The organism is Sinomonas atrocyanea (assembly GCF_001577305.1).
GTDB lineage: Bacteria > Actinomycetota > Actinomycetes > Actinomycetales > Micrococcaceae > Sinomonas > Sinomonas atrocyanea.
In genome coordinates this window covers 2,432,993-2,458,763 of record NZ_CP014518.1, presented here as the reverse complement: position 1 = coordinate 2,458,763, position 25,771 = coordinate 2,432,993, and the positions used below count along the sequence as shown (strand labels likewise).

Genomic DNA, 25,771 nt, shown 5'->3' with positions numbered 1-25,771 from the left:
CGTTGGGTCGGGGGGTGAGCGGTCGCGGGCTTCGGGTCAGCCGAGGCCGGGCAGGAGCAGTACCTTGCAGGCGTCGCCGGTGAGCAGGTCGATGGCTTCGTCGATCTGGCTGAGCTTCATGCGGTGGGTGATGAGCCAGTCGAGCTGGAGGCGGCCGGAGTCGAGCAGCAGCAGAGACTGTTCCCAGGTCTCCCAGAGGCGGCGTCCGAAGATCCCGCGGAGGGTGATGCCCTTCTTGTTGATGTAGGCGGCGATGTCGACTTCCGCGGGCCGGCTGGGGTGGCCGACGGTGATCACGGTGGCTTCGCGGCGGACTGCCTCGAAGAGGGTCGTGAGGGTGCCGGGGGCGCCGGAGCATTCGAAGGCGACGTCGAAGCCTCCTCGGCGGCCGGTCAGCTCGCGACAGCGTTCGATGATGCCGTCGTCCGGGTGCAGGGCGGTCGCGCCGAGCTTCTCGGCCTGTGCGCGGCGGTAGGGGTTGGGGTCGACGGCGATGACGTGGGCTGCTCCCATGAGCAGTGCGAGGTGGGTGACGACCAGGCCGACGGGTCCCGCGCCGCTGACGAGCACGGCTCGTCCTGCGACGGCGTAGTCGGCGCGCTGGATGGCGTGGACGGCGACTCCGGCGGCCTCGAGGAGGGCCCCGGATTCCAGCGGCAGGCCGGTGGGGAGCTTGACGCAGATCTCCTGCGGGGCCGCGGTGTACTGGGCGAAGACGCCGTCGATGTGCATGCCCACGATGCCGGTGCGTTCGCAGGTGTGGGCGTCGCCCGTGCGGCAGGGGAAGCACTGCCCGCAGGTCAGGTGGCTCTCGAGGGCGACCTGGTCGCCGACGCGCAGGCCGGTGACGCCGGGGCCGACCTCGACGACGGTGCCGGCTCCCTCGTGGCCGAGGATGACGGGGAGGTTGAGGTTGAAGGCCTGGGCCGAGGGGGTCCATTCGTAGAGTTCGCGGTCGGTGCCGCACAGGGACGCTGCGCCGACCTCGATGACGACGGAGCCCTCTGCGGCTTTGGGGTCTCCGGCGTCGGTGACGTACTGGGCGCCTCGTTCGGGCGCATTCTTCACTACTGCCCGCATGGGGGCCGCCTTTCGCTGGTCTGGTGGGGTGCTGTGTGTTGGTGGGGTCAGCCGGGCAGCTGGGCTGCGAAGCGGCGGAGGATGTCCGGGGGGCCGACCTGACCGCCCTTGAGCAGCAGGCGGCATCCGGCGACGGCGGAGGGGCCCTCGGCGCGCAGGATGGGGCCTGCGGTGACGAACTGGTCCCGGACGCGCAGCTGGCGCACGCCCATGGCGATCAGGCCGTGGCTGGAGGTGTCGCCGCCGCAGATGGCGATGTCGCGGGTGAGGCCTGCCTCGGCGGCGCGGGCGGCGATGCCGCCGATCAGGGCACCGACGTGTCCTGCCCCGGCTGGCCTGGCCGCGCCGTAGCGTGGATCGCCGGGGCCGCGGGTGGTGTGGACGACGACGTTGCGGCCCCCGCTCAGGGCCTGGGCGACCTGCCGGTCGAGCGCGGCGACGGCTGCGCCGTCACGGTGCTGCAGCAGCGCCGCGGGCACGGGCACGTCCTCCCAGCCGTGGGCGAGCGCGTCCTCGATCTGCTCGGCGGTGGTGCTGGATGCCGAGGCGCTCACGGCCAGGACCGGGCCTGAGGGCTGCTGGGGTCCGGGGGTGCGCGGAGCTGCCTCCGATACCGATCGGGCCAGGGCCGCCATGATCCCGCCTGACCCGACTACGAGCGACGGTCCGTGGCCGCGTTCCTGATTCAGCAGCGCCTGGGCCACCGCGTCCATGTGGGCCTCGGATACGGCGTCGACGACGAACGCCTGCGCCCCCGCTTCCCGCCGCTGCTGCGCCCAGGCGTCCTTGAACGTGCCGTCCTCGTAGGCGGGCAGGTGGATCGCCCCGGGGACCGGCCCGGTGCCGAGCTGGTCGGCCAGGACCAGGCGCAGGTCGGCTTCGGCCATGGGGGTCGAGGGGTGGCGCGACATGATCGGGTGGCGGTCCAGCCGGTGGATCTGGCCGGCGTGGGCCGCGTAGTGGTTGCTGAAGGCCGTGTACCGGCCGAAGGCGGGCTGGGCGGGCACGACGGGGATGGCCCCGTGCAGGCCGAACCGCTCGTGCAGGAGCTGGATCCCGCGCCCGATGCTGCCGACCTCAGCCGAGCTGTCGAACGTCGAGCAGACCTTGTAGAGCAGCACCTGGGGGTTCAGCGCGGCCACGCCCGCCAGGTCCCTGCGGACCAGGGTGTCGAATGCCGCCCCAGCGAGGGACCGCGCCGGTCCGGCGTATCCGACGACGTCGACGCCCTCCGGCAGCGGCGCGTCGCCGATGACCAGCGCGGCTTCCAGGCCGTAGCGGTGGGACTGGGCCAGGACGTCGGCGGCACCGGTGAGATCGTCTGCGACGAAGCCGAAGGCGTTCATCCTAGGCGCCCTTTCCGAAGGCCTGGACGGCGAGCAGCAGCGACTCGTCCCCGACCTGGGCCTTCTCGTGTGCGGCCGCGCCCAGCGGGACGCCGGCGACGGCGGCCGCCCAGGCCAGGCGCAGGCTCCGTACCCCGGCACCGGGTCCTCCGGGGTGTGCTGCCACCCCGCCGCCGGCCAGCATCATCAGGTCGGTCGACCCGACAGCGTCGAAGGTGGGTCCCGGGGTGGTGACGTTCTGTCCCGAGGACAGGACCGGCAGCGGCGTGGCCGTCTGCCCCAGGGGCTCGAGCAGTCTGCGGATGTTGGCGGCGACTTCCGCGTCGGGCTCGTAGAACTTGCTGCCCAGTCCGCTGGCGTGCAGCTGGTCGGCGCCGGCCAGACGGGCGAGCTGCTGCCAGACGCGGTAGTCGACGCCGAGGGCCTTGGACCGCATGGTCGCCGCGAGACCGGCGCGGTGGCCGTGGATCGGCACCTCGGCGAAGCTGCGCAGCCACGCCAAGGCGGGCAGACCCATGATCGGGATGTTGAGCATCACGCACCGGCCGCCTGCCTCGACGACCAGGTCGTGGCGCTTCCTCAGGCCGGCGAGGTCACCGGTGATGTTGAAGGCGTACATGGTGGGGTGGCCGGTCACCTGCTCGGCGGCGCGGATCTCCTCCGTGGCGATCGCGACGCGGCGCTCCAGGGGAAGGTAGGCCGGGTCGGTCATCAGTTCGTCGTCCTTGATCAGGTCGATCGAAGCCAGGGCAAGCTCTCGGATCACCTGCCGGTATTCGTCCTCCGAGAGCCCGACATTGGGCTTGACGATCGTGCCGACCATCACGCCCTCGGCGTTGCCGAGGAGTCTGCGGGTTCCCTCGATGCCGTAGGCCGGCCCGGGGTGGGCGGCGATGAAGTCCTCGGGCAGGGCCAGATCCTGCAGCCGGCAGGCATACAGCTCTCCCAGTTCGAACAGGTTCCCGGCGATCGTGGTCTGGAGGGTTGCCAGGTCCGTGCCGATGTTCTCCATCGGGAACTCGACCGTGACCAGGGCCGCCTGGACCTTCTCCGGGGTCCTGCGCGAGGGCAGGGAGGGCCGGCGGGGTCCGAGCTGGCGGACTTCCACGACGTGCGCGGCGTGCCGCTCGCGGATCCGGGCCGACTCGCCCGGCACCGGCAGGAAGGTTCCGCTGGACTGCTCCCCGGCCAGGATGGCCGCGGCCTTCTCCGGATCGATCTCGGACTCAAGGTAGTAGGTGCAGCGCACCGCGCGGGGATCGCGCATGGACTCTCCGTTTCGAACAAAGGGGATGTACAAGGATGCAGCCGCCGGCTCCGCGGCGGGAACCAGCAGCGTGGCCCCGTGGAGGCCGGGCGCCGTTGGCGTCTTCACCATCGGTCGCCCACGAGCGTTGGTGCACCCCATTGGCTGTCACTCGACGGAACTAGTCCGTACAATTGGTACGTACATTACCGGTGACCTGCGTCACCGGTCAAGCGGCACCGGCACAAGGCGCCCGGATAGGATGTGCAAGGAGAGCAGAGGAGTCATCATGAGCGCAGGGCCATCAGCTGCGGAGCCCGCAGAGCGCGCCCCGCTGCTGAATCGGGACAGCGGCACGCCACTGCATGCCCAGATCCGGGACATCCTGCACCGGCAGATCCTTGACCTCCCGCTCCACCCCGGCTCTGCCCTGCCCACCGAGGAAGAACTGCAGCGGCAGTTCGGCGTCTCCCGCAGCGTCGTGCGCCAGGCCCTCTCCGGCCTGGCCGACCTCGGACTCATCCGACGCCAGCGCGGCCGGGGCAGTGTCGTGGCAGCCGCGCCAGTCCTCCGGCGCCAGCTCCAGCGCGCCGGCGGTCTGGATGAGCAGGCCGCCGCCCACGGCCAGCGGCTGCGGACCCACGTCCTCCGCCTCGAGGCCGCGGCCCCACCCGCCGCGGGCGCGGAGGCGCTGAACACGCAGAACACGTGGGAGATCGAACGGACCCGCTACCTGGAACAGGTGCCGGTGGCCTTCATGCGCACCTGGGTCCCGCGCGAGCTCTTCCCGCACCTCACCCCCGCGCTGCTTGAGAACGCCTCCCTGCTGGCCCTCATGCGCGAGCACGGCTACCACCCGGCAGGAGGCCCCAGACAGGTCCAGGCCGTGACCGCAGATCCCGGCCTGGCCCAGAAGCTGAACACGCACCCCGGCCAGCCACTCCTCCTGCTCGAGGGCGTCACCCGCGACGCCCTCGGCCACGGCCTCGAATGGTTCAACGTCTGGCACGCCCCGAACACCGTCTTCGACGTCGACGCACAGGTCACGTCCCAGCCAGCGTCCATCTCCCAGGAGCACCTCCGGCGCCTGCGCACCCTCACACAGCAGCTCGAATCCGAGCTCGCAGCGCTCGACCAAAGAGCCCGATAGCCGCTGCCCCCAACACGGGGGGACGCCGTGAGGTGGCGGCTGCCCTCCAAAGGAGAGGGAGGGATGAGAGCGGGCGCACGAAGCCTCTGCGCGTTAGGCCGGGGCGGCGGGGAGCTGCAACGGAGGCGACACTTCCTCTCGAGACGGTCTTTGGGTCCTCGCTCGGAGAGCTTGCGAACGCTCCTGGGCACATAGGCTCGCTGCCCTTGGGCCTTTGGATCGCGGAGGGGCCCAAGCGCCTCATCCGATGGCCACACGCAGGGAACTACGCCCTAGGGTCGACTGCCCCGTCGCTCCAGGTCCCCTTGATCGTCACCGCCGCCACGGGGGTGGTCGGAGTACTCAGCTACCCCTCGATGCCCGAGGTGCTCGCTGTGCACCACGCGAAGGGAGTGCCCAACCGGCTTGCCGTCAAGTCGGTGGGCACAGCGTTCTCTCTGGTGTTCGTGCAGATCGGCGTGACTGCGCTGCTCATGGGCATCGCTGTTTCCGTCTTCTTCCGCAGCCGGCCCGATATCGATCCGGCGCACCCGGCTGGCTCCGCGCGCTGGCACCGCCACTACATGGCGGTGGGAGCCAAGGCCCTGCTTGGGCTGGCGGCGATGATCGATGTGGGGATGCTGGGGTCATCGCTGCTGATGTGGACCGGAACGGTCACGCAGTGGGCGCAGCTGGTGGTCGTGCTCCCGATCCTGGCCGGCGTCGTCGTGGCCGTCGGCGTCTTGGCGCGGAACAACCGTGAGCCCGGTGACGGCGAGGAGGACACCGGTCTGACCCACTGGGACGACGACAGGTACTGGCGCCGCGGACTGTTCTACGTCAACCGTGAGGACCGCTCGCTTCTGGTTCCGCGCCGGTTCGGTCTGGGATGGACGCTCAACTTCGGCAATCCCAGGGCGGCAATGCTCCTGGCAGGCGTGGTTGCGCTGATCGGCTTGGTGATTACTCTCCGTTTCGACAGCTGAAATCCACCGGCACATCGACGGCGGTCGAACGCCGTCGGTATCGGCGAACAGCGTGGAGCATCCTCGTCTCGTCAAATGAACCGCTGATGGGACGTCGTCGACGGGCTGGACATCGGACGGTTCTACCCGCATCCGGTCAGCTCGGCACCTCGGTCTTCACACCCTTCTTCTCTCCCCATAGCGTGTCTTGGATCCCACACGGGGGCTGCGTGGGCGCAGCGGAACGTCGGCTGGCTCCCCGGACTTCTCCGTGCCCGGTCCGGAGCTTGACTGACATCCCTTACCGCATGGCGAGAATCGACGCGCCCGGGGCTCGGGATGATGCGTGTGGAGGACATGTGCCTGCTCCAAGGTTCAGGCCGCGCGGGTCCGCGGTAGAAGCAAGGGCTGCCCAACCCTACGGATGCGGGTTTTGACACGTTTCGCCGCCCAGGTGCGCGCGGGACGACGAGGACGGGCTCTGCTAGCGGTCTCGGAGGACTTGGGCGACCTCGTCGAGGGTCAGTCCGAAGCGCGTGGTCGGTTCCCCTGCTATTACCGCGTCTGTGCGGGGGTCGATGAGCCAGTATGTCGGCTGCCCGTCGGCGGTCCCGGACCGCTCCAGACGGAGTCCCTTCTGTTCCGCCAGCGTCTTCATCCGTTGCTCGGCGTTGTAGCGGGGCGCCTGCGGGCCGTGTTCGTCCGCGGTCCTCATGGTCGTGCCTCCTGCCTGTGTGCTCGGTCGGCAGACCCGGCAATTCTCGGTGTCCGCCCTGTCGTAGAGTGCGCAGCCGTGCTGGACGCCGAGTGCGGCACATGGTGGGCAGTGCCCTGCCGTAGGGCCTCGGCGGTTGGCTGCGCGGTGGCCGGGTCTACCGGTACCAACCCACGGCACGGTCGTAACGGCATTCGAGCGCCCCGGTGCCGGGTGCGTCGCCTCCTCCGGAGGGGAAGTAGATGGCGCCGAAGTCTGAGCCCTCGGCTTCGATCCGTCCCAGGGCCCAGGCCTTGGCCGCCTCCAGGTCGGTCTCGGGGATGGGCACCCGGAAGATGCGGCTGGCGCTGAGGTGGATGTCGAGCTGGTACTGCCCCGACAGGGAGGTTCCGGGGTGATCGTCCCGGCGGTGTTCGTCGCGCCGACTGATCAGGACCTCGGCGGCGGCATGGAGGACAGCGAGCCTGCCCGCTGGTTCGCTCCGCTGCTGCTGTCCGATCCGAAGGCCGGACGCCACATTCTCGACGGTGTCCTCCTCGCCGACCGCGTAGGGGGAGCCGCTGACGTCGGCCTCCGATCCGCCGACGCTCTTGAGGTGCTGTGCGAATTGTTCGGAGCTGGACTGGATGGAATTCATCAACCCTCCTGGAGGGTACCGACGGCGATTGCCGACCCTCCCCACACTAGACCTGTTTCTGCCCCGACGCTGCTGGTGGACGCCTTGATCAACCGGGCGTACTGGCCCGCGCTGGGCTGGGCACAGAGCTCCGCCACGTCCCTGGCTCGTGAGTGGCGATGAAAGGGGCGCGCCGCCGGGCGGTACCGTTGGGGCTACGCTGCGGTGACGGCCTTCCGGATTCTCCGGGGCATGGGTCCTGAGCCGGATGACCCGTGGGGCAGAGGCACCGGCTGCGACACCCTGGACGCCTCCCGCCGGCAGCCGCAGCGAACAGCGCCACGCCCGAGGTAACCCTGTCGTCCCGAGGACGGCCGTGGCCCGCCCCATGCTGGCCCTGGCCGTTCGGGGGCTTCCCGCGGGGAGAGTTTCCCGGGGCTGTTCGGGCCTTCAGGTTCTGCCCGTGGGGATTCTCGGGGACGACGTGTGCAGAGGCCATAATGTTCATCCTCGCGACTATCGCCCATGGACCCCTCTGACGTGCACGGTGGCTAGGGAGGCCACTCCGGCGACCGCGACCGCACCGGCGAGGATGAACCCGGCGAATGCCGCCGGTGGTGCGGTGTCCGCCTCGCCGAGGACGGTGATGCCGATGGTGACGGCGACCAGTGGGTCGACCACGGTCAGCCCGGCGACGACGAGTTCGGAGCTCCCCCTCGTGTGGGCGTTCTGGACGAGGTAGGCGCCGAATCCGGCCGCGGCCGCGAGGCCGGCGAGGCAGGTCAGGGAGAGCCATTCGAAGTCGCCTTGGAGGATTCTGGCGATGACGGTCTTGGCCAGGGCCGCGACGAAGCCGAACTGCACCCCGGCACCGACCGTGTAGGCGATGGCGTTCCATCTGCGGTGGAAGAGGGCGAAGCCTGCGCCGAGGAGGGCAAGGACGATCCCGAGCAGGATCAGGATGGTCACCAGGTGGTGGTCGCTGATCGGCGCGTCCTGGGCCGAGAGGGCGGCCACGGTCACAAACCCGGCGACGCCGGCCACGCACAGCAGGACCGAGACCACGGTCCGCCGCCCGGGGACGGCCCGGGTCATCCGTGCGGTGGCCAGGGTGGTGACCACCAGGGCGAAGGCCCCGAGTGGCTGGACGACGATCAGGGGTGAGAAGCGGAGGCTCGTCAGCTGCAGGACGACCGCTGCTGCGAGCATCCCGGTTCCGGCCAGCCATGCCGGCCGGCGCACGAGCCGCTGCAGCCGGCCCCCTCCCATGCCGCCGCGGCCCCGGCCGGGAGGCCCGGCGCTGTCATCGACGCCGCGGTGCTGGAAGAGCGTCCCCAGGGACAGCAGGACTGCTCCCAATAGGGCGATCGGGATGCCCAACCAGTGGTACGACGTGAGGGCGCGTTCCGCGGCGGCTGCCACCATTGCCTGACCATAGTCCAGGCGCTTCTGCCGAGCCAGCAGGCAGCCCCGGCTCCCTCGCGTCCTGCCCGTGGCCGGATCGGGTTTGTCTCGACGGCCGGCGCGGGGCGGTCAGCTGGCGCGGGGCGCTCAGTTGGGGCGGTGCTGGGTGGCGAGGGGGCATTCGAAGACGGTGCCGAGGCCGTGGCCGACGGCGTTGAGGTATCTGATGATGATCCCGTAGGAGGCCACGAGGCTCGTCGCGGTGTAGGGGATGCCCTGCTGGGCGCACTGGGCCCGGATCAGGCTCTCGGCGTGGGCCAGGGCCGGCCGGGGCATGGTCGGGAAGAGGTGGTGCTCGATCTGGTGGTTGAGGCCGCCCATGAGGACGTCCATGATGCGCCCGCCCCGGATGTTGCGCGAGGACATGACCTGGCGGGTGAGGAAGTCCGCCTGTGCGGACGCTGAGAAGATCTTCATGCCCTTGTGGTTGGGGGCGAAGGTGGCGCCCATGTAGAAGCCGAAGACGCCCTGCTGCACTCCGATGAACGCGGCGGCGATGCCCGGGGGGAGGAGCCAGAATGCCAGGGCAGGCACCGCCAGTACCCGGCCGGTGAGGATCGCCAGCTCTACCGCCCTGCGCTGCACGGGGGCCCGTCGGAGCAGGAACCTGAACGAGTCGACCTGCAGGGCGAAGCCGAGGAACGGCAGGAGCGGGAAGAGCAGGTAGCCCTGGTGGCGGGTGACGAATCGGAGCCAGCGGGGCCGCGCGGCGGCAGCCGCGTCGTGGAAGGCGATGGTCCCGGGCTTGATGTCCGGATCCTTGCCGATCACGTTCGGGTTGGAGTGGTGACGCGAGTGCTTCTGCTGCCACATGGCATAGCTGATTCCCGTGAGCCCGTTGCCGATGAGGCGGGCGGACCATTCGTTGGCCGCCCAGGAGGCGAAGACCTGGCTGTGCGCGGCCTCATGGGCGAGGAATCCGAACTGGGTCATCAGGATCCCGAGTCCAGCCGCGATCAGCAGCTGGTACCACGAGGGTCCGATGAGCGCGAAGCCGGTCCAGCTGCCGGCCCAGGCGATGGCCAGGATCGCGAAGAGCACAATGTAGTAGCCGCGCCTCCGGTCGAGCAGGCCCGCGTCCCGCACCTGCCTCTGGAGGGCCACATAGCTGTTGACCACGCGGTTCGGGCGAATGGCCCGGGCGTCTGGTTCGCTGTTCTGGGCCATGGTTCCTCGGATCCGCTGGGGGCACCGCCCCGATCGAGACTCCTGCACCGGACACCTGCTGCACCGGACACCTGCCCTCCTCTGAGGGTACGGCGGGCCCAGCACCCGTGTCACGGCCTCATGCAGCCCTGACGGACCCGGTCCTTTCTACCCTGCCGGCCGCCGCGCTGCGGGCGTAGCCTGAAAGACAGTGGATCGGGACCCCAGGAGCCGCAGACCGGCCCGGGTCCCGGCCCCTCAGAAGGGCTGAATACCATGACCTCTCTACCGGTCAACCCCCAGAGCCCCGCAGGACGAGAAGAGCCCCACCCAGATGCTACGGGACGGAACGGCCCGGATTCCGGGGCTGTCCAGGCCCCCTCCGCGACCGGCAGGAAGCCCAGGACCACCAGGGTCGGGATGGTGTGGGCCGCCGTCGTGGTGGCACTGCTGGCCCTGGTGCTGCTGATCGTCTTCATCCTGCAGAATCAGCAGCCCGCCAGCGTGCTGTTCCTCGGGCTGGAAGGCACCGTCACCCTGGGCATGGCGCTTCTCATCGCGGCAGTCGGCGGCGGCATCCTCGTCGCGGCCGCAGGCGCTGCGCGCATCGTCCAGCTCCGATCCAATGCCCGCAGGTCCCGCAAGGCCGGCGCCAGGGCGTGATCATCCTGCCGCAGCCCGGAACCACGCCCGAGGAGACGCCATGAACAGCACTCCAGAACGCACCGAGGACCTCTTCGCCAGGCCAAGCGACCTCACCGGGCCGGAGGATCCCCTCCGGGTGACCGGGATCGTCCTCAGCTCGCTGCCCGCCGAGACCCTCACGTCCGAGGGGCCGCAGCGGTACACCGTCACAGCATCCCTCTCGCGGCGCCCGGACCCGCTGGAGATCGAGGCCGTCCACGCGGAATCCACCCGCAGGAAGCTGGAAGAGGCCGGCTTCGGCCACGCGGGCCTGCAGATCGCGGACCGGCGGCTCCTGATCTTCAGCACCAGCCTCGAAGAGCTGAGGGACGGCCTCGCGCAGGTCGTGGGCACCATCGTGCGCACTGCCACCCTCAAGGCGCTGGCGCAGAAGGACCTCGCGCGCCAGGCCCGCGCCGACCTCGACGAGGCAGAGCACGAACGCTTCCTGCGCGTCGCCGAGACAGCGGCCGCCATCGACTTCGGCCCGTGAGGAGGCCACAGTGAGTGACATCTACAGGACCCGCCACGACCCGCCGGCCGCTCGGGTCCCCAGCGCAGAGGCCGAGGAAGAAGCCGAGAACGAGGTCTGGGACGACGACGGCGGCCACCTCGGAGCGCGATGAGGGCTCGGGGTGAAGGGGCACCCTTCGACAGGATCCTCCTGATCTACAACCCGTCCGGCCGGGCCCCGGCACTCCTGGCCGAGGAGCTCCGGACCGAGCTGGGCGCCCGCCTGCCCGACACGCCGCTGAGCCTGCGCCCCACAGCCTTCCCCGGCCATGGACGTGCCCTGGCGGCTGCCGAGGGCGGACGCCCGCTGCTGGTCTCCATCAGCGGCGACGGCGGGTACAACGACGTCGTCAATGGCGCCATGGACGCCGGCGGCCAGGCCGTCTGCGCTGTCATGGGTGCCGGCAACGCCAACGACCACCGGCGAAGCACCCGCACGCTGCCCATCATCGACGCGATCGTCCGCGGCGACGTCCGCCGCATCGACCTCCTCCGACTCACCGTAGGGGAAGGGCCGGACCAGTGGTCCCGCTACGCCCATTCCTATGTGGGGTTCGGGCTCACGCCCCTGATGGCCATCGGCATCGAAGCGGGCGTCAAGGGACGCTTCACCGAACTGCTCTCCGTGGCCCGCGCCCTGCGCGGCCTCACACCCCTGGAGATCACCCGCGCGGACGGCGCGCGGGCCGTGCTGGACAGCCTGATCCTGGCCAACATCACCCGGATCGCCAAGTACGGCCGCATCAGCGAGGCAGGCTTCCCGGACGACGGGATGTTCGAAGTCGTCATCCTGCCCCACGGGGCCAAGTGGCGCATCGCGCTCATGGCCCTGCGGGCCGTCACCGTCGGACTCGGGGTCCAGACCAGCGTGCCAAGCTACAGGTTCACCAGCACCGACCCGATCCCGCTCCAGATCGACGGCGAGGTCATGACAGTCGGAGCCGGCACACCCGTGCTCGTCGAGTCCCGGCGCCAGACACTCGCAACCCTCGGCTAGCGCATGCCGCGGATCACACCCGCCCCCTCTGAAGAGGATGACGCCGCCGGCCTCGGCGCCGATCCCTGGGACCACGCGAAGGAAATGGTGGAGATGGAAGAGAACGACCGGAGTATGTACCGGAACATGATCCGGGACGCCGCCTCGGGCCTGCCGCCCGGAGCCGAGCTGCGCCTGACGGTACTGCGCCTGGGCGGCTGGACGGAGAACGGCTGGTGGGAGGCGGTCATCTGCCGCCCGCAGGACGTCGAGGCCCTCATGAGGGGGGACACGATCGACGGGACGCACCTGACCTTCGACGAGCGGCAGGAGCTCATCGTGTGGCTCTCCGGGATCGGCGCCGTGCCGGCCGATCCTGTCCCCGTCCGCCCGGAGGAGCTCGCCGGGTTCACATGCGCTGTGGCTCTGGCCTGACAGGGCGACACGCTCCGGCTCGGGGCAGGCCAGCGCGCTGACCAGTGAACGTGCTGGGACTCGGGACCAAGCCGGAAGGCCCAGCGAGCACGTGCTCTTCAGGCCTCAGAGAACCAGCAGCGCTTCTCCCTTTGCTCTTGTGCGAAGAGGAGCAGGCGTGGCCGGTCTACTCCCCGGCTGTCAATTTCCGAGGAAGTCTCGGGAGGGCAGGGGATCGGGCAAGCCCGACGCGCGGTCCTGTCAAAGGAACCTTTGACGAGAGAGCCCAAGTGCCGGCTGCGCTTCGCGGACCCCGTCGGGCTCGAGCTCGCGGCCCGCTGCTGCGCGCCGTAGTCCGCCACGATCCACACGCGACGTTGGCCCCAATCCGAGCCGCGCTTGAACCGAATGGCGCGCAGCGTCGTCTTCAGGTCAGCGGCGGTGAGCCGTACCCGGATCGGAAGGGCACATCATGAACAAGCGAGCAGCTCTCCTCTTCGCGACTGCCTCAGCAGCTTGCGCCCTTGCCCTGGCCGGCTGTATGGGCAGCGGTGGAAGCGGAAGCGGCTACGGGGCAGGCGGGACGGCGTCGAGCGCCTCCACAACGACGTCCTCCGCGTCCGGGTCAGGAGCGCTGAGCCTGCAGACGTCGACTGTCGGGGGCCAGAGGATCGTCGTCGACGGAAGGGGGGTGACGGTCTACTTCTATACGCTCGACAAGCCTGGGGAGACGAAGAGCGCGTGCACGGGCGGATGCGCTTCGCTCTGGCCGGCTGTCACGAGCGACACGGCTCCGAAGCTGCAGGGCGTCACGGGCAAGACAGGCACCGTCGCCAGTGCTGACGGCAGGCAGCAGGTCACGATCAACGGGATGCCCATCTACTACTACGCCAAGGACACCGGTCCCGGACAGGCACATGGGCAGGGTGTAGCGGGTGTGTGGTACGTCGTGGGCTCCGACGGGTCCATGATCCAGACCCCGCTCACAGCTGCCTCGGGCACCCCGGGCATGTCCGGCTCCTCCGCCAGCTCGGGTACCTCCGGGTACTAGACCGGCACCCGGGCGGCCTCGGCTCCACGGGCAGGGAGGCCCTGGAATGGGACATGCACAAGAGGCGCAGGCCGCCGCCTCCCTGTGGCTGGCGAGCGCCCCCGCGACGGGGTATCCGGCCCTGGCCGGGGACGTGGAGGCCGATGTCGCCGTGGTCGGGGGAGGCATCGCGGGGCTCACGGCCGCGCTGGAGCTCAGGCGCAGGGGATTGGCGGTCGTCCTGCTCGAGGCCGCCAGGGTCGGGACCGGGGTCAGCGGGAACACCACGGGGAAGGTCACCTCGCTGCACCGTCTGGCGTACACCGGGCTCGCCGCCGCCCACGGCCTCGACGCCGCGCGGGCGTACGGGGAGGCGAACGAGGCAGCGATCGAGCACATCGCCGCGACGGTGCAGGCGGAGGGCATCGACTGCGGCTTCCGCCGGGTGGCCAACTACACCTGGGCCGAGGGCGAGGAGGCCCTGGCCCGGGTCCGGGCCGAGGCCGAGCTCGCACAGGAACTCGGCCTTCCCGCCTCCTACACCACCGAGGTCCCCCTGCCCTTCCCGGCCAAGGGCGCGGTCCGCTTCGACCGCCAGGCCCAGGTCCACGCGGTCCGGTACCTCCAGGGCCTCGCCCGCGCCCTCGACGGGGCCGGCGGCGCAGTGTTCGAGCAGAGCCGTGTCCGCGCCATCCGGGATGGCGCGCCCGTGCTGGTGGAGACGGAGGGCGGGAGGGTCCGCGCCCGCGATGTCGTCGTCGCCACGAACCTCCCGATCGGCGACCACGGCCGGTTCGCCCGGCTCTGCCGGCTGCACCGCTCCTACGTCGTCGCCAGCCCCACGGCAGCGCTGGGCGGCGATGCGACCTTCATCAGCGCCGACGAGCCCATGCGCTCCATCCTCGGCACCCGCATCGACGGCACCGACTACATCCTCGTGGGCGGGGAGGGGCACCCGGTCCCCGGCGGCGGGGCGCCGGGGGAGCGGTTCGGGCGCCTGGCCACGTACGCCCGGGAACGGCTCGGGGCCGGCGAGCCGGCCTACCAATGGTCCACCCAGGACTGCATGCCCTCCGACGGGCTGCCCTACGCCGGCCCGATCGCCCCCGGCGCACGCCACATCCATGTCATCACCGGGCTGCGGAAATGGGGCCTGACGAACGGCACCGCCGCCGCGCTCGTGGTCGCCGACGCCGTCTCGGGGCTCAGGAGCCCCTGGGCAGGACTCTTCGACAGCACCCGCGACGCGCCTCCCGTGCCCCGCCGCGAGGACGGTGCGGCAGAGGACCGCGCGGCGGAGGCGGCCCCCGCGGCCGCGGGCCCTCCGCGGCAGGGGCGCCCCAGCTGGGGCCGGGCCAGGGCGCCGTCCTCGACCTCGACGGGGAGCCGGCCGCCGTCTACGCAGACCCGGCCGGGGCCCTCCACGCGCTCTCCGCGGCCTGCACACATCTGGGCTGCACCGTCGAATTCAATCCTGACCAGGCGACCTGGGACTGCCCCTGCCACGGATCCAGGTTCTCCCTCGAAGGATCCCCCATCCGGGGGCCCGCGACCACCCCCCTCCGACAGCGCACCCTCCCCGAAGCCCGGCCCGCCCCGAGGCGGGCTGAGATCCGTGGGAGGCCACGGGCAGCGTGCAGCGGGGAGGCGTCCCGAGGCGTAGTGGCAGTCCGCACCCAGACCGGCCCGGAGACGCGCCAGCTGCCGCGCGCCGCGCGGGTCCCCAGCGGTGGGATCTTCGCAAGCGCTTGCGTTCCTCTTCCCGCGCCCGGTACTGTCAGTCCATGGCCGTTTCCGTCCAGTCGGTTGCCGAACGCGCAGAGGTGTCGGTTTCGACGGTATCGCGGGCACTCCGCGGCATCCCAGGCATTTCAGAGATGACCCGCAAGCGCGTGCAGAAGGCGGCGGACGAGCTCGGCTATGCGGCCTCTCCGAGCGCGTCCCGGCTTGCGACCGGGCGCACGCGCACGGTCGCGGTCGTCGTCCCGCTCCTGTCGAAGTGGTTCTTCGCCGAGGTCATCGCGGCGGCCGGGCGGGTGCTCAGCGGCGAGGGCTACGACGTGCTCCTGGCCGAGGTCTCCACGCCCAGGCTCCGCTCCGAGTTCTTCGCGAGCCCTCGGCTGCACGGGCGCTCCGACGGAGCCCTGGTCGTGGCCCTCCAGCTCACGGGCGAGGAGCTCGCCGCCCTGGAGTCCCAGGGCCAGTCCGTGGCCCTGGTCGGCTCGGAGCGCCCCGGTGCGGCGTCGGTGCAGGTCCAGGACAGGGACGGAGGACGCGCGGCGGTGCGGCATCTGCTCAACCTCGGCCACGAGCGCATCGCCTTCCTCGGCATCCGGGAGGCGCCCGGCTCGCCCCTGGGCGGGGTGCCTCCGGCCGAGCGCCTTCTCGGCTACCGCGACGCCCTCCTCGAGGCAGGGGCGCCGTCGGATCCCTCGCTCGAGCTCGGGGTGGAGAACACAGTCGAGGACGGCGCAGCGGGAATGGCTTCCCTGCTCACCCGGGTACAGCCCCCGACGGCCGTCTTCGCGGCATCGGACGAGCTCGCCTTCGGGGCGCTCTCCGCCCTCCGGCACGCCGGCCTCGAGGTGCCGCGGGACTTCTCGGTGGTCGGCTACGACAACCACGAACTCTCCGGCGCCGTCGGCCTCACGACCATGGACCATGGCGTCGCGGAGCAGGGGCGCCTCGCAGCCGAAGCGCTCATCGGAGCGCTCTCCGGCGAGCCGGCGCGCACCAGCCGCATCGAGGCCAGGCTCGTGGTGCGCGGATCGACGGCCCCGCCCCGCCGGCTGCGCGCGGGCGCCCGCTGACCATATCCCCGACCAATGTGAGGAAACCCCAAATGGAATACCGCAGGCTCGGCAGCTCCGGGATGTACGTGAGCGAGATCGCGTACGGCAACTGGGTCACGCACGGCGAGCAGATCGACCAGGACGCCGCCACGGCGTGCGTGCGCGCGGCCCTCGACCTGGGCATCACGACCTTCGACACGGCGGACGCCTACGCCGGAACCCGCGCCGAGAGCGCGCTCGGGGAGGCGCTCGAGGGCGTGCGGCGCGAGAGCGTCGAGGTCTTCACCAAGGTCTACTTCCCCACCGGGGAAGGCAAGAACGACCGCGGCCTCTCGCGCAAGCACGTCATGGAGTCGATCGACGGCTCCCTCCGCCGGCTCCGGATGGAGTATGTGGACCTCTACCAGGCCCACCGCTACGACTACGAGACGCCGCTGGAGGAGACCATGCAGGCGTTCGCGGACATCGTGCACGCGGGCAAGGCGCACTACATCGGGGTCTCCGAGTGGACCGTGGACGAGATCCGGGCCGCGGCGGACCTCGCGCGGGAGCTCGGGATCCAGCTCGTGTCCAACCAGCCGCAGTACAACATGCTGTGGCGGGTGATCGAGCCGGAGATCGTGCCGCTCTCCCAGGAGCTGGGGATCGGGCAGGTCGTGTGGTCGCCGATCGCCCAGGGCGTCCTGACGGGCAAGTACCTGCCGGGACGGAGCGCACCCGCTGCCTCGCGCTTCTCGACCGCGGAGGGCGCCGTGAAGGCGGACCACCGCTACATGCAGCCGGCAGTGCTCGAACGTGTCCAAGCGCTCAGGCCGCTCGCCGAGGAGGCTGGGCTGTCCATGGCCGCCTTCGCGGTCGCGTGGGTCCTGCAGAACGAGAACGTCTCCGCAGCCATCGTCGGCGCCTCCCGCCCCGAGCAGCTCAAGGACAACGCGACCGCAGCGGGGGTCGTCCTGCCCCCCGAGGTCCTCGCCAGGGCCGATGCCGTCCTGGGCGATGTCGTCGAGCGGGACCCGGCCAAGGTCGAATCCTTCCTCGAGCGCCCCTGAGGTCCGCACCAGCCGGGCCGGCCGCCCCCCGAGCGGCCCCCCGGCCCTCAGGCCGGGTCCCGGCCGAGGATGAGGCCGCGCTTGTAGTACTCGTAGAGGCCGTCGAAGATCGGGGCGGTGGCGGCGAGGACGGCGTCGTCGTCGAGGGTGATGGAGAGGCCGCGGATGATGACGTCCAGGCCTGGGGGCGGGCCGGGGCGTCGAAGCGGTCGTCCTCGATGTTGGCCTCGTGGACGAGCTCGGCGATCGCGCTCAGGACGGGGTCGTGGATCTCGTACCTGCGCAGGATGGTCTCGAAGGAGCAGTCGGGGCCGTGGTGGCCGAGGTCGACCCCGGGCATGTCGAAGGGGGTCGCGTCGGCGGGAGGGCGGCGGGGTCGTGGGTGTAGACGAATTCGGCGTCGGGGTCGATGGCCCGCCGGATGAGCCAGGCGCAGGCGGCCCGGTCGACGTGCACGCCGGGGCGGGTGGCCCATTTCACCGGCCGGCCTCCTCGGCCAGGGCCGTCTGGCGGGCGGTGGGCTGGTCGGCGAGGAGGGCGCGGACGGCGGCCCGGGCGATGTCGCGTTCGGCGGGAGGGAAGTAGTCCCGGCGCGTGATCCTGCGGTGCTGGCCCTGGAGCCGCCTTCCGGCCCGGGCCCGGGCCGCGCCGCCGAGCGCAGCGGCGTCGGCGGCCTCCAGGGTCAGGGCGAGGTACTCCTGCCGGCGCTCCTCCTGCATCGCGGAGGCGATCCTGCGTCCCTCGGAAGGGGCCGCCGGCTGTCCGGTCCAGACGGTGGCGGTGCCCGCGTTGGCGATGACCTCGGCCGCGATCCATTCGAGGTGCTCCTTGGTGCGCGCGTCGGCGGGCAGGGCCACGAGGCCGTCGCCGAGCTGGGCCACCCCGAGGGACTGCAGCCGCCGCCAGACGGCGACCCGCGGGCTGGAGGGCACCCGGGGCATCCGGTAGTTCAGCAGCACCCACGAGCCAGGGGCGAAGGACGCGGTGTTCACCCGCCCATCGTAGGCGTGTAACCATGGTTGCGTAAGCTAGTCGAGGCGACGCACCCGCATCTAGGCCGATGGAACCGACCGTGAGGAGCCCCTGATGATCGATCCCGTGCTGATCCTGCTCGCCGCGCTGCTCTCGGCAGCGGCGGTGGCCGTCGCCGCGCTCCTCGCGCGCTGGCCCGCGTCACCCCTGGCGGTGTCCGCGGCCGGGGTGTTCGCCGCCGTGGTGGGGTGGCGGCTGCTGGCCAATGTGTGGTTGCTGAACGAGGACTTCATGCCTGCCGTCAGCGTCGGCGATGTCATCTGCCTGATCGCCGGAGGGCTTCCCCCCGCTCTCGTCGCAGCGGCGATGAGGCCGCTGGCCCGGACGTCCCTGGTGGTCGCGGCGGGAACGGTCGTCGCCTTCCTCGTCAACGTCGTCGTCCTCTGAGACGCAGGAGGCCTGCCGTGCCGTTCCGTCCAGTTCCGCGCCGCCTGGCCGCCGCCGTGCTCGCGGGAGCGGCCGCCGTCGCCCTGACCGCCTGCTCGGGGTCCGCCGCGGCCCCGGCGTCTGCCCTGCCGCTGCGGCAGGTGCAGGACCTGGCACTGCCAGGCGCGCCGACGCGGCTGGACTACCAAGCCATCGACCCTGGCGCCCGCCGGCTCTACATCGCCCACCTCGGCGACGGCACGGTCGAGGCGATCGACCTCGACAAGCCCGCTGTCGCCGGCACCGTGACAGGCACCCCGTCAGTGCACGGGGTAATGGTCGCCCCGACCGGCACACGCTCCTGGCCGCCTCCACGGGGACGGACGAGGTGGCCCTGATCGACACGGCCACCCTGAAGGAGATCGGCCGGGCGAAGTCGGGCGACACCCCGGACGGGATCGCGTACGACCCCGCCCTGGGCAAGGCCTACGTCTCCAACGAGCACGACCACACGGTCACGGTGGTGGACCTGGCTGGCTCCAAGGCCCTCGCACCCGTGGAGATCGGCGGGGAGGCCGGCAACGTCGTCGACGACGCGTCCTCAGGGAAGGTCTTCGTCAACGAGCAGAGCCACGGCGAGCTCGTCACCATCGACCCCGTCACCGACACGGTCACGGACCGGACCAAGGTCGGCGACGGGTGCGAGGGCAACCACGGGCTCTACATCGACGGGGCCGAGCAGCTGGCCTTCATCGCCTGCGAGGACAACGCCAGGCTCCTCGTCCTGGACCTGAAGTCCAGGCAGGTGACCGCCCGGTTCGACACCGGCGCCACCCCCGACGTGCTCGCCTACGACCAGGGCCTGCACCGCCTCTACGTCGCCGCCGAGGACGGCACGGTCAGCGTCTTCGACGAGAAGGACCGCTCCCTGGCCCCGGTGGCCTCGGCCAAGCTCGCCGACCACGCCCACACCGTCGCCGTCGACCAGGCCACCCACCGGGTCTACTTCCCCCTCCAGGACATCGGCGGCCACCCCGTCCTGCGCATCATGGAACCCGCCAAATGAAGCACGGCGGTACCGACGGGCCGGCCCCGGGCGCGGGGACCACGCCCGAAGGACCAGACGAGGTCCCCTTCGGGAAGATCCTGCTCTACTTCCTCCGCCTCGGCGCGATCGCCGTCGCAGGAGCGTTCATCGGGCCCTCCTTCCTCATGGTCGTCGCCGCCGGGGCGCTCTACTCCGCCTATTCCGGCACCGGCATCGTCCAGGCCCTCTTCTACGGCATCGGCCCCGCCGTCATGGCATCATCGTCATCGCCGCCTACAAGCTCCTCAAGCTCACCGACCGGACCGACTGGCGGCTCTGGGCGATCAGCGCCGCCGTCTTCGCCGTCACCGCCCTCACCGGCTCCGAGCCCATCCCCCTGATCCTCGCCGCCGGGCTCCTCATCCTCTTTCTCGACGCCCCGCCCACACGGCGACGCCGGAAGAACCGAGCACCCAAGGCACCGCACCGACCGCCCAAGGCGCCCGGCCACGCGCTGGTCCCGGCCTTCCTCGCGGCGCCTGGTGCAGCCCTCGGGACCGGCGGCACCGCCGCCCTGCTGCCCCTTGGCCTGTTCTTCCTCCAGACCGGCGCCCTGGTCTTCGGCTCAGGTCTGGCGATCGTGCCTCTCCTGCGCGACGGCGTCGTCACCCAGCACCACTGGCTCGACCAGTCCCAGTTCCTCGACGCCGTCGCCATAGGCCTGATCACCCCGGGCCCCGTCGTCATCACCGCCGGGTTCATCGGCTACCTCACCGCCGGACTCCCCGGCGCGATCGTGGCCACCGTGGGCATCTTCACCCCGATCTACCTCGCCGTCGTGCTCCTGGGCCGCTGGTTCGTCCGCCACCGCGACAACAGGCGCGTGAAGGCCTTCGTCGCCGGCGCCACCGCCGCCGCAGCCGGGGCACTCTCGGGGGCCGTCGTCGTCCTCACCCGCGAAGCCGTCATAGACTGGGCCACCGCCGCCATCGGCCTCGTCAGCCTAGGACTGCTCTGGCGGTTCAAGATCGCCGAGCCCTGGATCGTCTTCGCCGCCGGCATCCTCGGACTCGCCCTCCACCTCCCACACTGACCACGCCCGCCCGGCTCCGGCCGCGAGACCGACCCGGGCCGGAGGGGCGGCCAGAGCGCCGCCCTGGCCCCGGTCTTCGCTGCTCGGGCTGTCGCCCCGGGGCGTGGCCCGTGCCTCCACTGCGCTCCGGCCCGGTGGCCGACCTCGAGCGGACGGCGCCCGCCTGGGAGGCACCGAGATCGCCGACAAGCTCTGGCGCACCAACCACCGCCTCGTCATCGACGCCCGAGCCCTGCGCGCCAGGCGGCGCCCACACCTCCCAGCGCCGCCGACGAGTCGTGAGAGGACTGAGTGTGCCGATGATCGAGTCATCCTGATGGCCGGTCCCCGCGAGGGAAGCAGTGTGAGGAGGAATGCTACCGGGCTAGGTGAAGCCGTAGGCGCCATCACCAAGCCGCCACTCTTCCGCGATCTCTGTCCCGTCAAAGCTCCTTCCTCTGCATTACTCGGAAAGAGCGAGTGAGACACCTTGCAAAGATGAACGTGGCAGTAGGAGCCGCTGGCTTCCCAAGGGAGTCCCCAGCGCGCTGGGGACGCTTGGCCGGTCTTGCGGCTGTCCCGTCAAAGGAACGGTTTATGGGACGGCATTTGTGAGGTGTGGCCGAGGGAACCGGAGGGGTCCGATGGCCGAGGGCATGGCCTGCCGTTGGACGCCTCCGGTCTAGGTCCTCAGCTTGTGGCGTGCACGTGACGTCGAGGAGTGATAAGGGGGTTCAGCAGAATTCCCCGCCTCTTGCAGATTCCCGTTACGACTGGGGAGCGGCCGCTGGGGCTTTCGGGTTGTTTTCGGCCGATCCGATTTGCCTGCCGGCCATGTGGGGAACGCGGATGAGCTTCTTGTTGACGAATTCCTCGAGCCCGTAGCGTCCGAGTTCTCGGCCGATTCCTGAGCCTTTGACTCCGCCGAAGGGAAGGTCGGGCTGTGTCTGGGTCACGCCGTTCACGGTGACCATGCCGGCTTCGAGCCGGTCGGCGACGTCATGGCCCAGGGCTTCGTCGGCGGTGAAGACGGCCGCTCCGAGGCCGAAGGGGGAGTCATTCGCGATCTCGACTGCCTCGTCGACCGACGCTGCGCGGTGGACGACGGCGACGGGCCCGAAGAGCTCTTCGTGGTAGGCGCGCATCTGGGGCGTGACGTCGGTGAGGACGGTGGCTTCGAGGAAGGCTCCGGGCCGGTCCGCTCGTCGTCCGCCGGCGAGGATGACGGCGCCCTGGTCGGTCGCGTCCCGTATCTGGTCGAGGAGTTCTTCGACGGCGGCTTCGGAGGACAGCGGCCCCAGCAGGGTGTCGGGGTCGGTGGGGTCGCCGGGCTTGATGCCGGCCATAGCGGCGGCGAAGGCGGTCACGAAGGACTCGTAGGCTTCGTCCAGGACGATGAACCGTTTGGAGGCGGCGCACGCCTGTCCGCCGTTGTTGATGCGGCCGAGTACTGCCAGCCGGACGGTGCGGTCCAGATTGCGGTCGTCAAGGACGATGAAGGGATCGGCCCCGCCGAGTTCGAGGACGTGCTTCTTCAGGTGGCGCCCTGCGATCTCGGCAACGGCGGTTCCAGCCTTCTCAGAGCCGGTGAGGGAGACGCCGCAGATCCGGGGGTCGGCGATGAGGTCCGCCACCTGGCCGGTGGAGACGAAGGCGTTCTGGTAGGTGTGCGCTGGGAGGCCTGCTTCGTGGAAGAGTGCCTCGATGGCGAGGGCAGCGCCGGGCACGCTGCGCGCGTGCTTGAGGATGATGGTGTTGCCCAGCAGCAGGTTCGGTGCGGCGAAGCGGGCCACCTGGTAGTAGGGGTAGTTCCAGGGCATGATGCCCAGGAGCGGGCCGAGGGGAGCGGAGCGGACGACTGCATTGTCGCCGCTGCGGGGGTGCAGGACTTCGTCGGCCAGGAGCTCGGGGCCTTTGAGGCCGTAGTACCGGAAGATGGCCGCGGCGAGCTGGGCCTCTTTGCGCGCCTCGGCAATGGGCTTGCCCATTTCTTCGGTCGCGATCTTGGCGAGGTCGTCGGCGCGTTCGGCGTAGAGGTCGGCGGTCCTGACCAGCAGGTCGGCCCGCTTCTCGACAGCCTCCCAGCGCCACGAGCTGTAGGCCCGCTGGGAGCGGTCGGCCAGCCCGGCGAGTGCCTCGTCAGGGAGGATCGGGTATTCCGCGAGAAGCTCGCCGGTTGCAGGGTTGACGGATCTGTAGTTGTTCACTGTGCTCCTGTTCGGTTCAAAGAGGGTGTGCGGTTCCCCCCCGCGGTCACCGGAAGGCCGCCTCTCCGGTGAGCTGCTGGCCGAGGATGAGGGTGTGGACCTCGTCGGTGCCCTCGTAGGTGCGCACGGACTCGAGGTTGTTGGCGTGCCGCAGCGGCGAGTAGTCCAGTGTGATGCCGTTGCCGCCGAGGATGGTGCGGGCCTCGCGGCAGATCTCGATGGCCTCGCGGCAGTTGTTGAGCTTGCCCACCGAGATCTGGTGGTGGGCGAGCTTCCCGGCGTCCTTGAGCCGGCCGAGGTGGAGGGCGAGGAGGAAGCCCTTGTTGATCTCCAGGGCCATGTCGACCAGCTTGGCCTGGGTCAGCTGGTAGCCGGCAAGCGGGCGGCCGAACTGGAGCCGCTCCTTGGAGTAGGCGAGCGCGTCCTCGAACGCGTCCCGGGCGGCGCCCATGGCGCCCCAGATGATGCCGTAGCGGGCCTCGTTCAGGCAGGAGAAGGGGCCCTTGAGCCCGGTGGCGGCGTTGGGCAGGACCGCATCGTGGGGGAGGCGGACCTCGTCGAGCTCGATCTCGCACTGGATCGAGGCGCGCATGGAGAGCTTGGGCTGGATCGGGGTGGCGGTGTAGCCGGGGGTCGCCGTCGGGACGAGGAAGCCGCGCACGCCGGCGTCGGTCATGGCCCAGATGACGGCGACCTTGGCGACGTTGGCGAGGCCGATCCAGCGCTTGGCGCCGGTGAGGATCCAGTCCGCGTCCTCGCCCGAGCCGGCGCGGCGGGCGTAGGTCTTCATGGATCCGGGGTCGGAGCCGGCGGTGGGCTCGGTGAGGCCGAAGCAGCCGATCGCCTCGCCCGCGGCCATCTGCGGCAGCCACTCGGCCTTCTGCTCCTCGGAGCCGTGCTTGTGGATCGCGGACATCGCGAGGGAGCCCTGGACCGAGACGAAGGTGCGCAGGCCCGAGTCGCCGGCCTCGAGCTCGGCGCCGGCGAGGCCGTACTCGACCGCCGAGCGGCCGGCGCAGCCGTACCCGTCCAGGTGCATGCCCAGCAGGCCGAGCCGTGCGAGTTCGGGGACGATCTCGAGCGGGAAGTGCGCGTCCTCGTACCAGCGGGCGATGTTCGGCCTGATCTCCGCGCGCACGAACTCCCGGACCGTGTCCCGCAGAGCGAGTTCCTCGTCGGAGAGGAGCGAGTCGAACGAGATCAGGTCCGCGGGGTCGGCGAGTGCCTGCTCCACGGCCGTGCTCACGGCAGGGCCGGATCGATCACGGTGCGGCCGCCGGAGGCCGACTGCATCTTCTCGAAGGCCTCCTCGACCCCGCCGAGTCCGAGCCTGTCGGTGATCAGGCCGTCCGTGACCAGGGTCCCGGCCTTCACCCAGTCCAGAAGGCGGGGGTAGTCGGTGCGGGGGTCGCTTCCGCCGGCGACGCAGCCGATAAGGGACCGGGAGGAGTGGAAGAGCTCGAGGGGGCTGAACGCGACGTAGTCCTCCTTGCGGCCGATCCCGACGACGACGGTCCTTCCGCCGCGTCGTGTCATGTCCCAGCTCTGGCGGATGGTGGCGCTGGCCCCGACGCAGTCGATGGCTGCGTCGACGCCGCGGTTCCCTGTCATACCCCGGATCCTGGCGAGGGCCTCGCCGTCGGCCTGGACGGGGATGGCGCCCAGGTCCTGGGCGAGGGCGAGGCGTTCGCTACTGCGGTCGATGGCGAGGACCTGGGAGGCGCCGCTGAGCAGGGCTCCCTGGACGGCGCTCAGGCCGACGCCTCCGAGCCCGGTCACCGCCACGCTCTCCCCGACGGTGACGCGTGCCGAGTTCACCGCAGCCCCGACTCCGGTGACGCTGGCGCAGCCGAGCATGGCGGCCTGGTCCGGCCGGATGCCCTCGATGCGCTGGACCGAGGCAGCCGGGACGACGGTCTGCTCCGAGAAGCCGGCGACCCCGAGCCCGGCCCACACGGTCGCTCCGTCGGCGTCGAGGGCCAGCGGGCGGCGGGCCCCATCCGAGGCGTGGGCGCACAAGTGGCGGTCTCCGGCCTGGCAGAACCAGCATGACCCGCAGGAGGGATTCCACAGGAGGATGACGCTGTCCCCGACTGCCACGTCGGAGACGTCCTCTCCGACCTCCAGGACGGTTCCGCTGGCCTCATGGCCCAGGACAGCCGGGAACCTCTGGGGGAGGGTGCCGTTGGAGAGGGACAGGTCGGAGTGGCAGACCCCGGTCGAAGCGATCTTCACCCGGACGTCGCCGCGGCCTGCACGGCGGAGCCGGATGTTCTCGACGCGCGCTGGCGCGTCCTGCCCCCGGTGGACGAGGGCGCGGACCGTTTGCGGGTAGACGTCCGATGCAGCCAGCTCTCCGCCTTCGGCGGCAGATGGGCGACCCGCAGCGGCCTGGGCAGTGTGGGTGGTCATGGCTCCTTGCTCTCCCTTCAGGCTCGCAGCAGCGAGAGGATCTCGGCGACGCAGACTGGGCTGTCGGAGCCCTGGGCTTCGACGGTGACCCGGGTGGTGGCCCTGATTCCCTGGGGTGCGTCCTCCACCTCGAGCAGCTCGACTCCGGCGCGCACCATGGCGCCCACGGGCACGGGGCGGGGGAAGCGGACCTTGTTCGAGCCGTAGTTGACGGCCATCGACAGTCCCTCGATGCGGTAGACCTCGCGCAGGAAGGCGGGGATGAGGGCGAGGGTGAGGAAGCCGTGGGCGATCGGTGTGCCGAAGGGGCCGTCCTTGGCGCGCTCGGGATCGGTGTGGATCCACTGGTGGTCGTCGGTGGCGTCGGCGAAGAGGTTCACCTGCTCCTGGGTGACCGGCCGCCAGGGGCTGTACCCGAGGTGGCTGCCGGTCGCTTCGGTGTAGGTGTCGAGGCTGGGATAGGTCTGCATGGCTCTTTCCTTTGCTTAAG

General features: G+C 70.8%; 28 protein-coding genes and 2 pseudogenes. 17 read left to right on the top strand and 13 right to left on the bottom strand.

The window, feature by feature from the left end:
* Nucleotides 1–36: 36 nt before the first annotated feature.
* Genes SA2016_RS11295 through SA2016_RS11285 form a run of 3 tightly spaced genes read right to left on the bottom strand, consistent with a single transcriptional unit; the run spans nucleotide 37 to nucleotide 3,693 of the window.
* Nucleotides 37–1,080 carry a zinc-dependent alcohol dehydrogenase gene (locus SA2016_RS11295; protein ID WP_066498096.1) on the bottom strand — a complete coding sequence of 348 codons (1,044 nt, stop codon included), beginning with the start codon at nucleotides 1,078–1,080 and terminating at the stop codon, nucleotides 37–39.
* Nucleotides 1,081–1,127: 47 nt separating this feature from the next.
* Nucleotides 1,128–2,426 carry a four-carbon acid sugar kinase family protein gene (locus SA2016_RS11290; RefSeq protein ID WP_066498094.1) on the bottom strand — a complete coding sequence of 433 codons (1,299 nt, stop codon included), beginning with the start codon at nucleotides 2,424–2,426 and terminating at the stop codon, nucleotides 1,128–1,130.
* 1 nt (nucleotide 2,427) lies between these two features.
* On the bottom strand, nucleotides 2,428–3,693 hold the full coding sequence (locus SA2016_RS11285; protein WP_066498091.1) for a RuBisCO large subunit C-terminal-like domain-containing protein: 1,266 nt from the start codon (nucleotides 3,691–3,693) through the stop codon (nucleotides 2,428–2,430).
* 268 nt (nucleotides 3,694–3,961) lie between these two features.
* Between SA2016_RS11285 and SA2016_RS11280 the strand changes: the two genes are divergently transcribed.
* Both SA2016_RS11280 and SA2016_RS11275 read left to right on the top strand, forming a co-directional pair.
* Nucleotides 3,962–4,822, top strand: coding sequence for a GntR family transcriptional regulator (locus SA2016_RS11280; RefSeq protein WP_229710938.1), 861 nt, complete (start codon nucleotides 3,962–3,964; stop codon nucleotides 4,820–4,822).
* A 305-nt stretch (nucleotides 4,823–5,127) separates the two neighbouring features.
* On the top strand, nucleotides 5,128–5,787 hold the full coding sequence (locus tag SA2016_RS11275) for a DUF1648 domain-containing protein (RefSeq protein WP_141305662.1): 660 nt from the start codon (nucleotides 5,128–5,130) through the stop codon (nucleotides 5,785–5,787).
* A 463-nt stretch (nucleotides 5,788–6,250) separates the two neighbouring features.
* Here the strand turns inward: SA2016_RS11275 and SA2016_RS11270 are convergent, their stop codons facing one another.
* From SA2016_RS11270 to SA2016_RS11255, 4 genes are all read right to left on the bottom strand, one after another.
* A complete protein-coding gene (locus SA2016_RS11270; RefSeq protein ID WP_066498088.1) occupies nucleotides 6,251–6,481 on the bottom strand; it encodes a hypothetical protein in 231 nt (76 codons plus the stop codon).
* Between the two features lie 157 nt (nucleotides 6,482–6,638).
* A complete protein-coding gene (locus SA2016_RS11265) occupies nucleotides 6,639–7,118 on the bottom strand; it encodes a hypothetical protein (RefSeq protein ID WP_066498086.1) in 480 nt (159 codons plus the stop codon).
* Between the two features lie 495 nt (nucleotides 7,119–7,613).
* Nucleotides 7,614–8,522, bottom strand: coding sequence for a DMT family transporter (locus tag SA2016_RS11260; RefSeq protein WP_141305661.1), 909 nt, complete (start codon nucleotides 8,520–8,522; stop codon nucleotides 7,614–7,616).
* 126 nt (nucleotides 8,523–8,648) lie between these two features.
* Nucleotides 8,649–9,728, bottom strand: coding sequence for a fatty acid desaturase family protein (locus SA2016_RS11255; protein ID WP_066498083.1), 1,080 nt, complete (start codon nucleotides 9,726–9,728; stop codon nucleotides 8,649–8,651).
* Between the two features lie 399 nt (nucleotides 9,729–10,127).
* On the opposite strand from SA2016_RS11255, the gene SA2016_RS22490 reads away from it, so the two are divergent.
* From SA2016_RS22490 to SA2016_RS11215, 10 genes and pseudogenes are all read left to right on the top strand, one after another.
* Complete coding sequence (locus SA2016_RS22490) at nucleotides 10,128–10,370, top strand: LapA family protein (RefSeq protein WP_066494095.1); 243 nt, start codon at nucleotides 10,128–10,130, stop codon at nucleotides 10,368–10,370.
* Nucleotides 10,371–10,410: 40 nt separating this feature from the next.
* On the top strand, nucleotides 10,411–10,884 hold the full coding sequence (locus SA2016_RS11245; protein ID WP_066498082.1) for a hypothetical protein: 474 nt from the start codon (nucleotides 10,411–10,413) through the stop codon (nucleotides 10,882–10,884).
* Between the two features lie 10 nt (nucleotides 10,885–10,894).
* Nucleotides 10,895–11,017 carry a hypothetical protein gene (locus tag SA2016_RS22260; RefSeq protein ID WP_257125752.1) on the top strand — a complete coding sequence of 41 codons (123 nt, stop codon included), beginning with the start codon at nucleotides 10,895–10,897 and terminating at the stop codon, nucleotides 11,015–11,017.
* Nucleotides 11,014–11,901, top strand: coding sequence for a diacylglycerol/lipid kinase family protein (locus tag SA2016_RS11240; protein ID WP_066498080.1), 888 nt, complete (start codon nucleotides 11,014–11,016; stop codon nucleotides 11,899–11,901). The genes SA2016_RS22260 and SA2016_RS11240 overlap by 4 nt, the downstream gene beginning before the upstream one ends.
* 93 nt (nucleotides 11,902–11,994) lie before the next feature.
* Nucleotides 11,995–12,315, top strand: a complete 321-nt coding sequence (locus SA2016_RS11235; RefSeq protein ID WP_141305756.1) for a hypothetical protein — start codon at nucleotides 11,995–11,997, stop codon at nucleotides 12,313–12,315.
* A gap of 451 nt (nucleotides 12,316–12,766) precedes the next feature.
* Nucleotides 12,767–13,345, top strand: a complete 579-nt coding sequence (locus tag SA2016_RS21785; RefSeq protein ID WP_084249464.1) for a COG4315 family predicted lipoprotein — start codon at nucleotides 12,767–12,769, stop codon at nucleotides 13,343–13,345.
* Between the two features lie 46 nt (nucleotides 13,346–13,391).
* Nucleotides 13,392–14,456: pseudogene (locus SA2016_RS22255) on the top strand (NAD(P)/FAD-dependent oxidoreductase); the annotation flags it as partial.
* On the top strand, nucleotides 14,372–15,205 hold the full coding sequence (locus tag SA2016_RS22250) for a Rieske 2Fe-2S domain-containing protein (RefSeq protein WP_306505431.1): 834 nt from the start codon (nucleotides 14,372–14,374) through the stop codon (nucleotides 15,203–15,205). The pseudogene SA2016_RS22255 and the gene SA2016_RS22250, both read left to right, overlap by 85 nt.
* Complete coding sequence (locus SA2016_RS11220; protein ID WP_084249463.1) at nucleotides 15,109–16,134, top strand: LacI family DNA-binding transcriptional regulator; 1,026 nt, start codon at nucleotides 15,109–15,111, stop codon at nucleotides 16,132–16,134. The genes SA2016_RS22250 and SA2016_RS11220 overlap by 97 nt, the downstream gene beginning before the upstream one ends.
* A 32-nt stretch (nucleotides 16,135–16,166) precedes the next feature.
* On the top strand, nucleotides 16,167–17,165 hold the full coding sequence (locus tag SA2016_RS11215) for an aldo/keto reductase family protein (protein ID WP_066498075.1): 999 nt from the start codon (nucleotides 16,167–16,169) through the stop codon (nucleotides 17,163–17,165).
* A gap of 244 nt (nucleotides 17,166–17,409) precedes the next feature.
* Here the strand turns inward: SA2016_RS11215 and SA2016_RS22650 are convergent.
* Nucleotides 17,410–17,621 (bottom strand): annotated as a pseudogene (locus tag SA2016_RS22650) (chromate resistance protein ChrB domain-containing protein); the annotation flags it as partial.
* Nucleotides 17,622–17,641: 20 nt separating this feature from the next.
* Nucleotides 17,642–18,157, bottom strand: coding sequence for a Chromate resistance protein ChrB (locus SA2016_RS11210; protein WP_218030642.1), 516 nt, complete (start codon nucleotides 18,155–18,157; stop codon nucleotides 17,642–17,644).
* A gap of 94 nt (nucleotides 18,158–18,251) precedes the next feature.
* Between SA2016_RS11210 and SA2016_RS11205 the strand changes: the two genes are divergently transcribed.
* The 5 genes from SA2016_RS11205 to SA2016_RS20920 are packed head-to-tail and all read left to right on the top strand — an operon-like array spanning nucleotide 18,252 to nucleotide 20,683.
* Nucleotides 18,252–18,584 carry a hypothetical protein gene (locus SA2016_RS11205; protein ID WP_066498074.1) on the top strand — a complete coding sequence of 111 codons (333 nt, stop codon included), beginning with the start codon at nucleotides 18,252–18,254 and terminating at the stop codon, nucleotides 18,582–18,584.
* 17 nt (nucleotides 18,585–18,601) lie between these two features.
* A complete protein-coding gene (locus SA2016_RS11200) occupies nucleotides 18,602–18,961 on the top strand; it encodes a YncE family protein (RefSeq protein ID WP_066498072.1) in 360 nt (119 codons plus the stop codon).
* The gene (locus SA2016_RS11195) at nucleotides 18,952–19,629 is read left to right on the top strand and encodes a YncE family protein (RefSeq protein ID WP_066498069.1); all 678 of its coding nucleotides are present in this window, start codon (nucleotides 18,952–18,954) and stop codon (nucleotides 19,627–19,629) included. The genes SA2016_RS11200 and SA2016_RS11195 overlap by 10 nt, the downstream gene beginning before the upstream one ends.
* Nucleotides 19,626–19,991: a chromate transporter gene (locus SA2016_RS22245; protein WP_229711005.1), complete on the top strand. Its 366-nt coding sequence runs from the start codon at nucleotides 19,626–19,628 to the stop codon at nucleotides 19,989–19,991. Before SA2016_RS11195 ends, SA2016_RS22245 begins: the two co-directional genes overlap by 4 nt.
* Nucleotides 19,877–20,683, top strand: a complete 807-nt coding sequence (locus tag SA2016_RS20920; RefSeq protein WP_229711006.1) for a chromate transporter — start codon at nucleotides 19,877–19,879, stop codon at nucleotides 20,681–20,683. Before SA2016_RS22245 ends, SA2016_RS20920 begins: the two co-directional genes overlap by 115 nt.
* A 746-nt stretch (nucleotides 20,684–21,429) precedes the next feature.
* Here SA2016_RS20920 and SA2016_RS11185 read toward each other — a convergent pair.
* Genes SA2016_RS11185 through SA2016_RS11170 form a run of 4 tightly spaced genes read right to left on the bottom strand, consistent with a single transcriptional unit; the run spans nucleotide 21,430 to nucleotide 25,751 of the window.
* A complete protein-coding gene (locus tag SA2016_RS11185) occupies nucleotides 21,430–22,869 on the bottom strand; it encodes an NAD-dependent succinate-semialdehyde dehydrogenase (protein ID WP_084249461.1) in 1,440 nt (479 codons plus the stop codon).
* Nucleotides 22,870–22,915: 46 nt separating this feature from the next.
* A complete protein-coding gene (locus SA2016_RS11180; protein ID WP_066498067.1) occupies nucleotides 22,916–24,115 on the bottom strand; it encodes an acyl-CoA dehydrogenase family protein in 1,200 nt (399 codons plus the stop codon).
* Complete coding sequence (locus SA2016_RS11175; RefSeq protein WP_084249460.1) at nucleotides 24,112–25,281, bottom strand: zinc-binding dehydrogenase; 1,170 nt, start codon at nucleotides 25,279–25,281, stop codon at nucleotides 24,112–24,114. Before SA2016_RS11175 ends, SA2016_RS11180 begins: the two co-directional genes overlap by 4 nt.
* A gap of 17 nt (nucleotides 25,282–25,298) precedes the next feature.
* Complete coding sequence (locus SA2016_RS11170) at nucleotides 25,299–25,751, bottom strand: MaoC family dehydratase (protein WP_066498066.1); 453 nt, start codon at nucleotides 25,749–25,751, stop codon at nucleotides 25,299–25,301.
* Nucleotides 25,752–25,771: the final 20 nt, after the last annotated feature.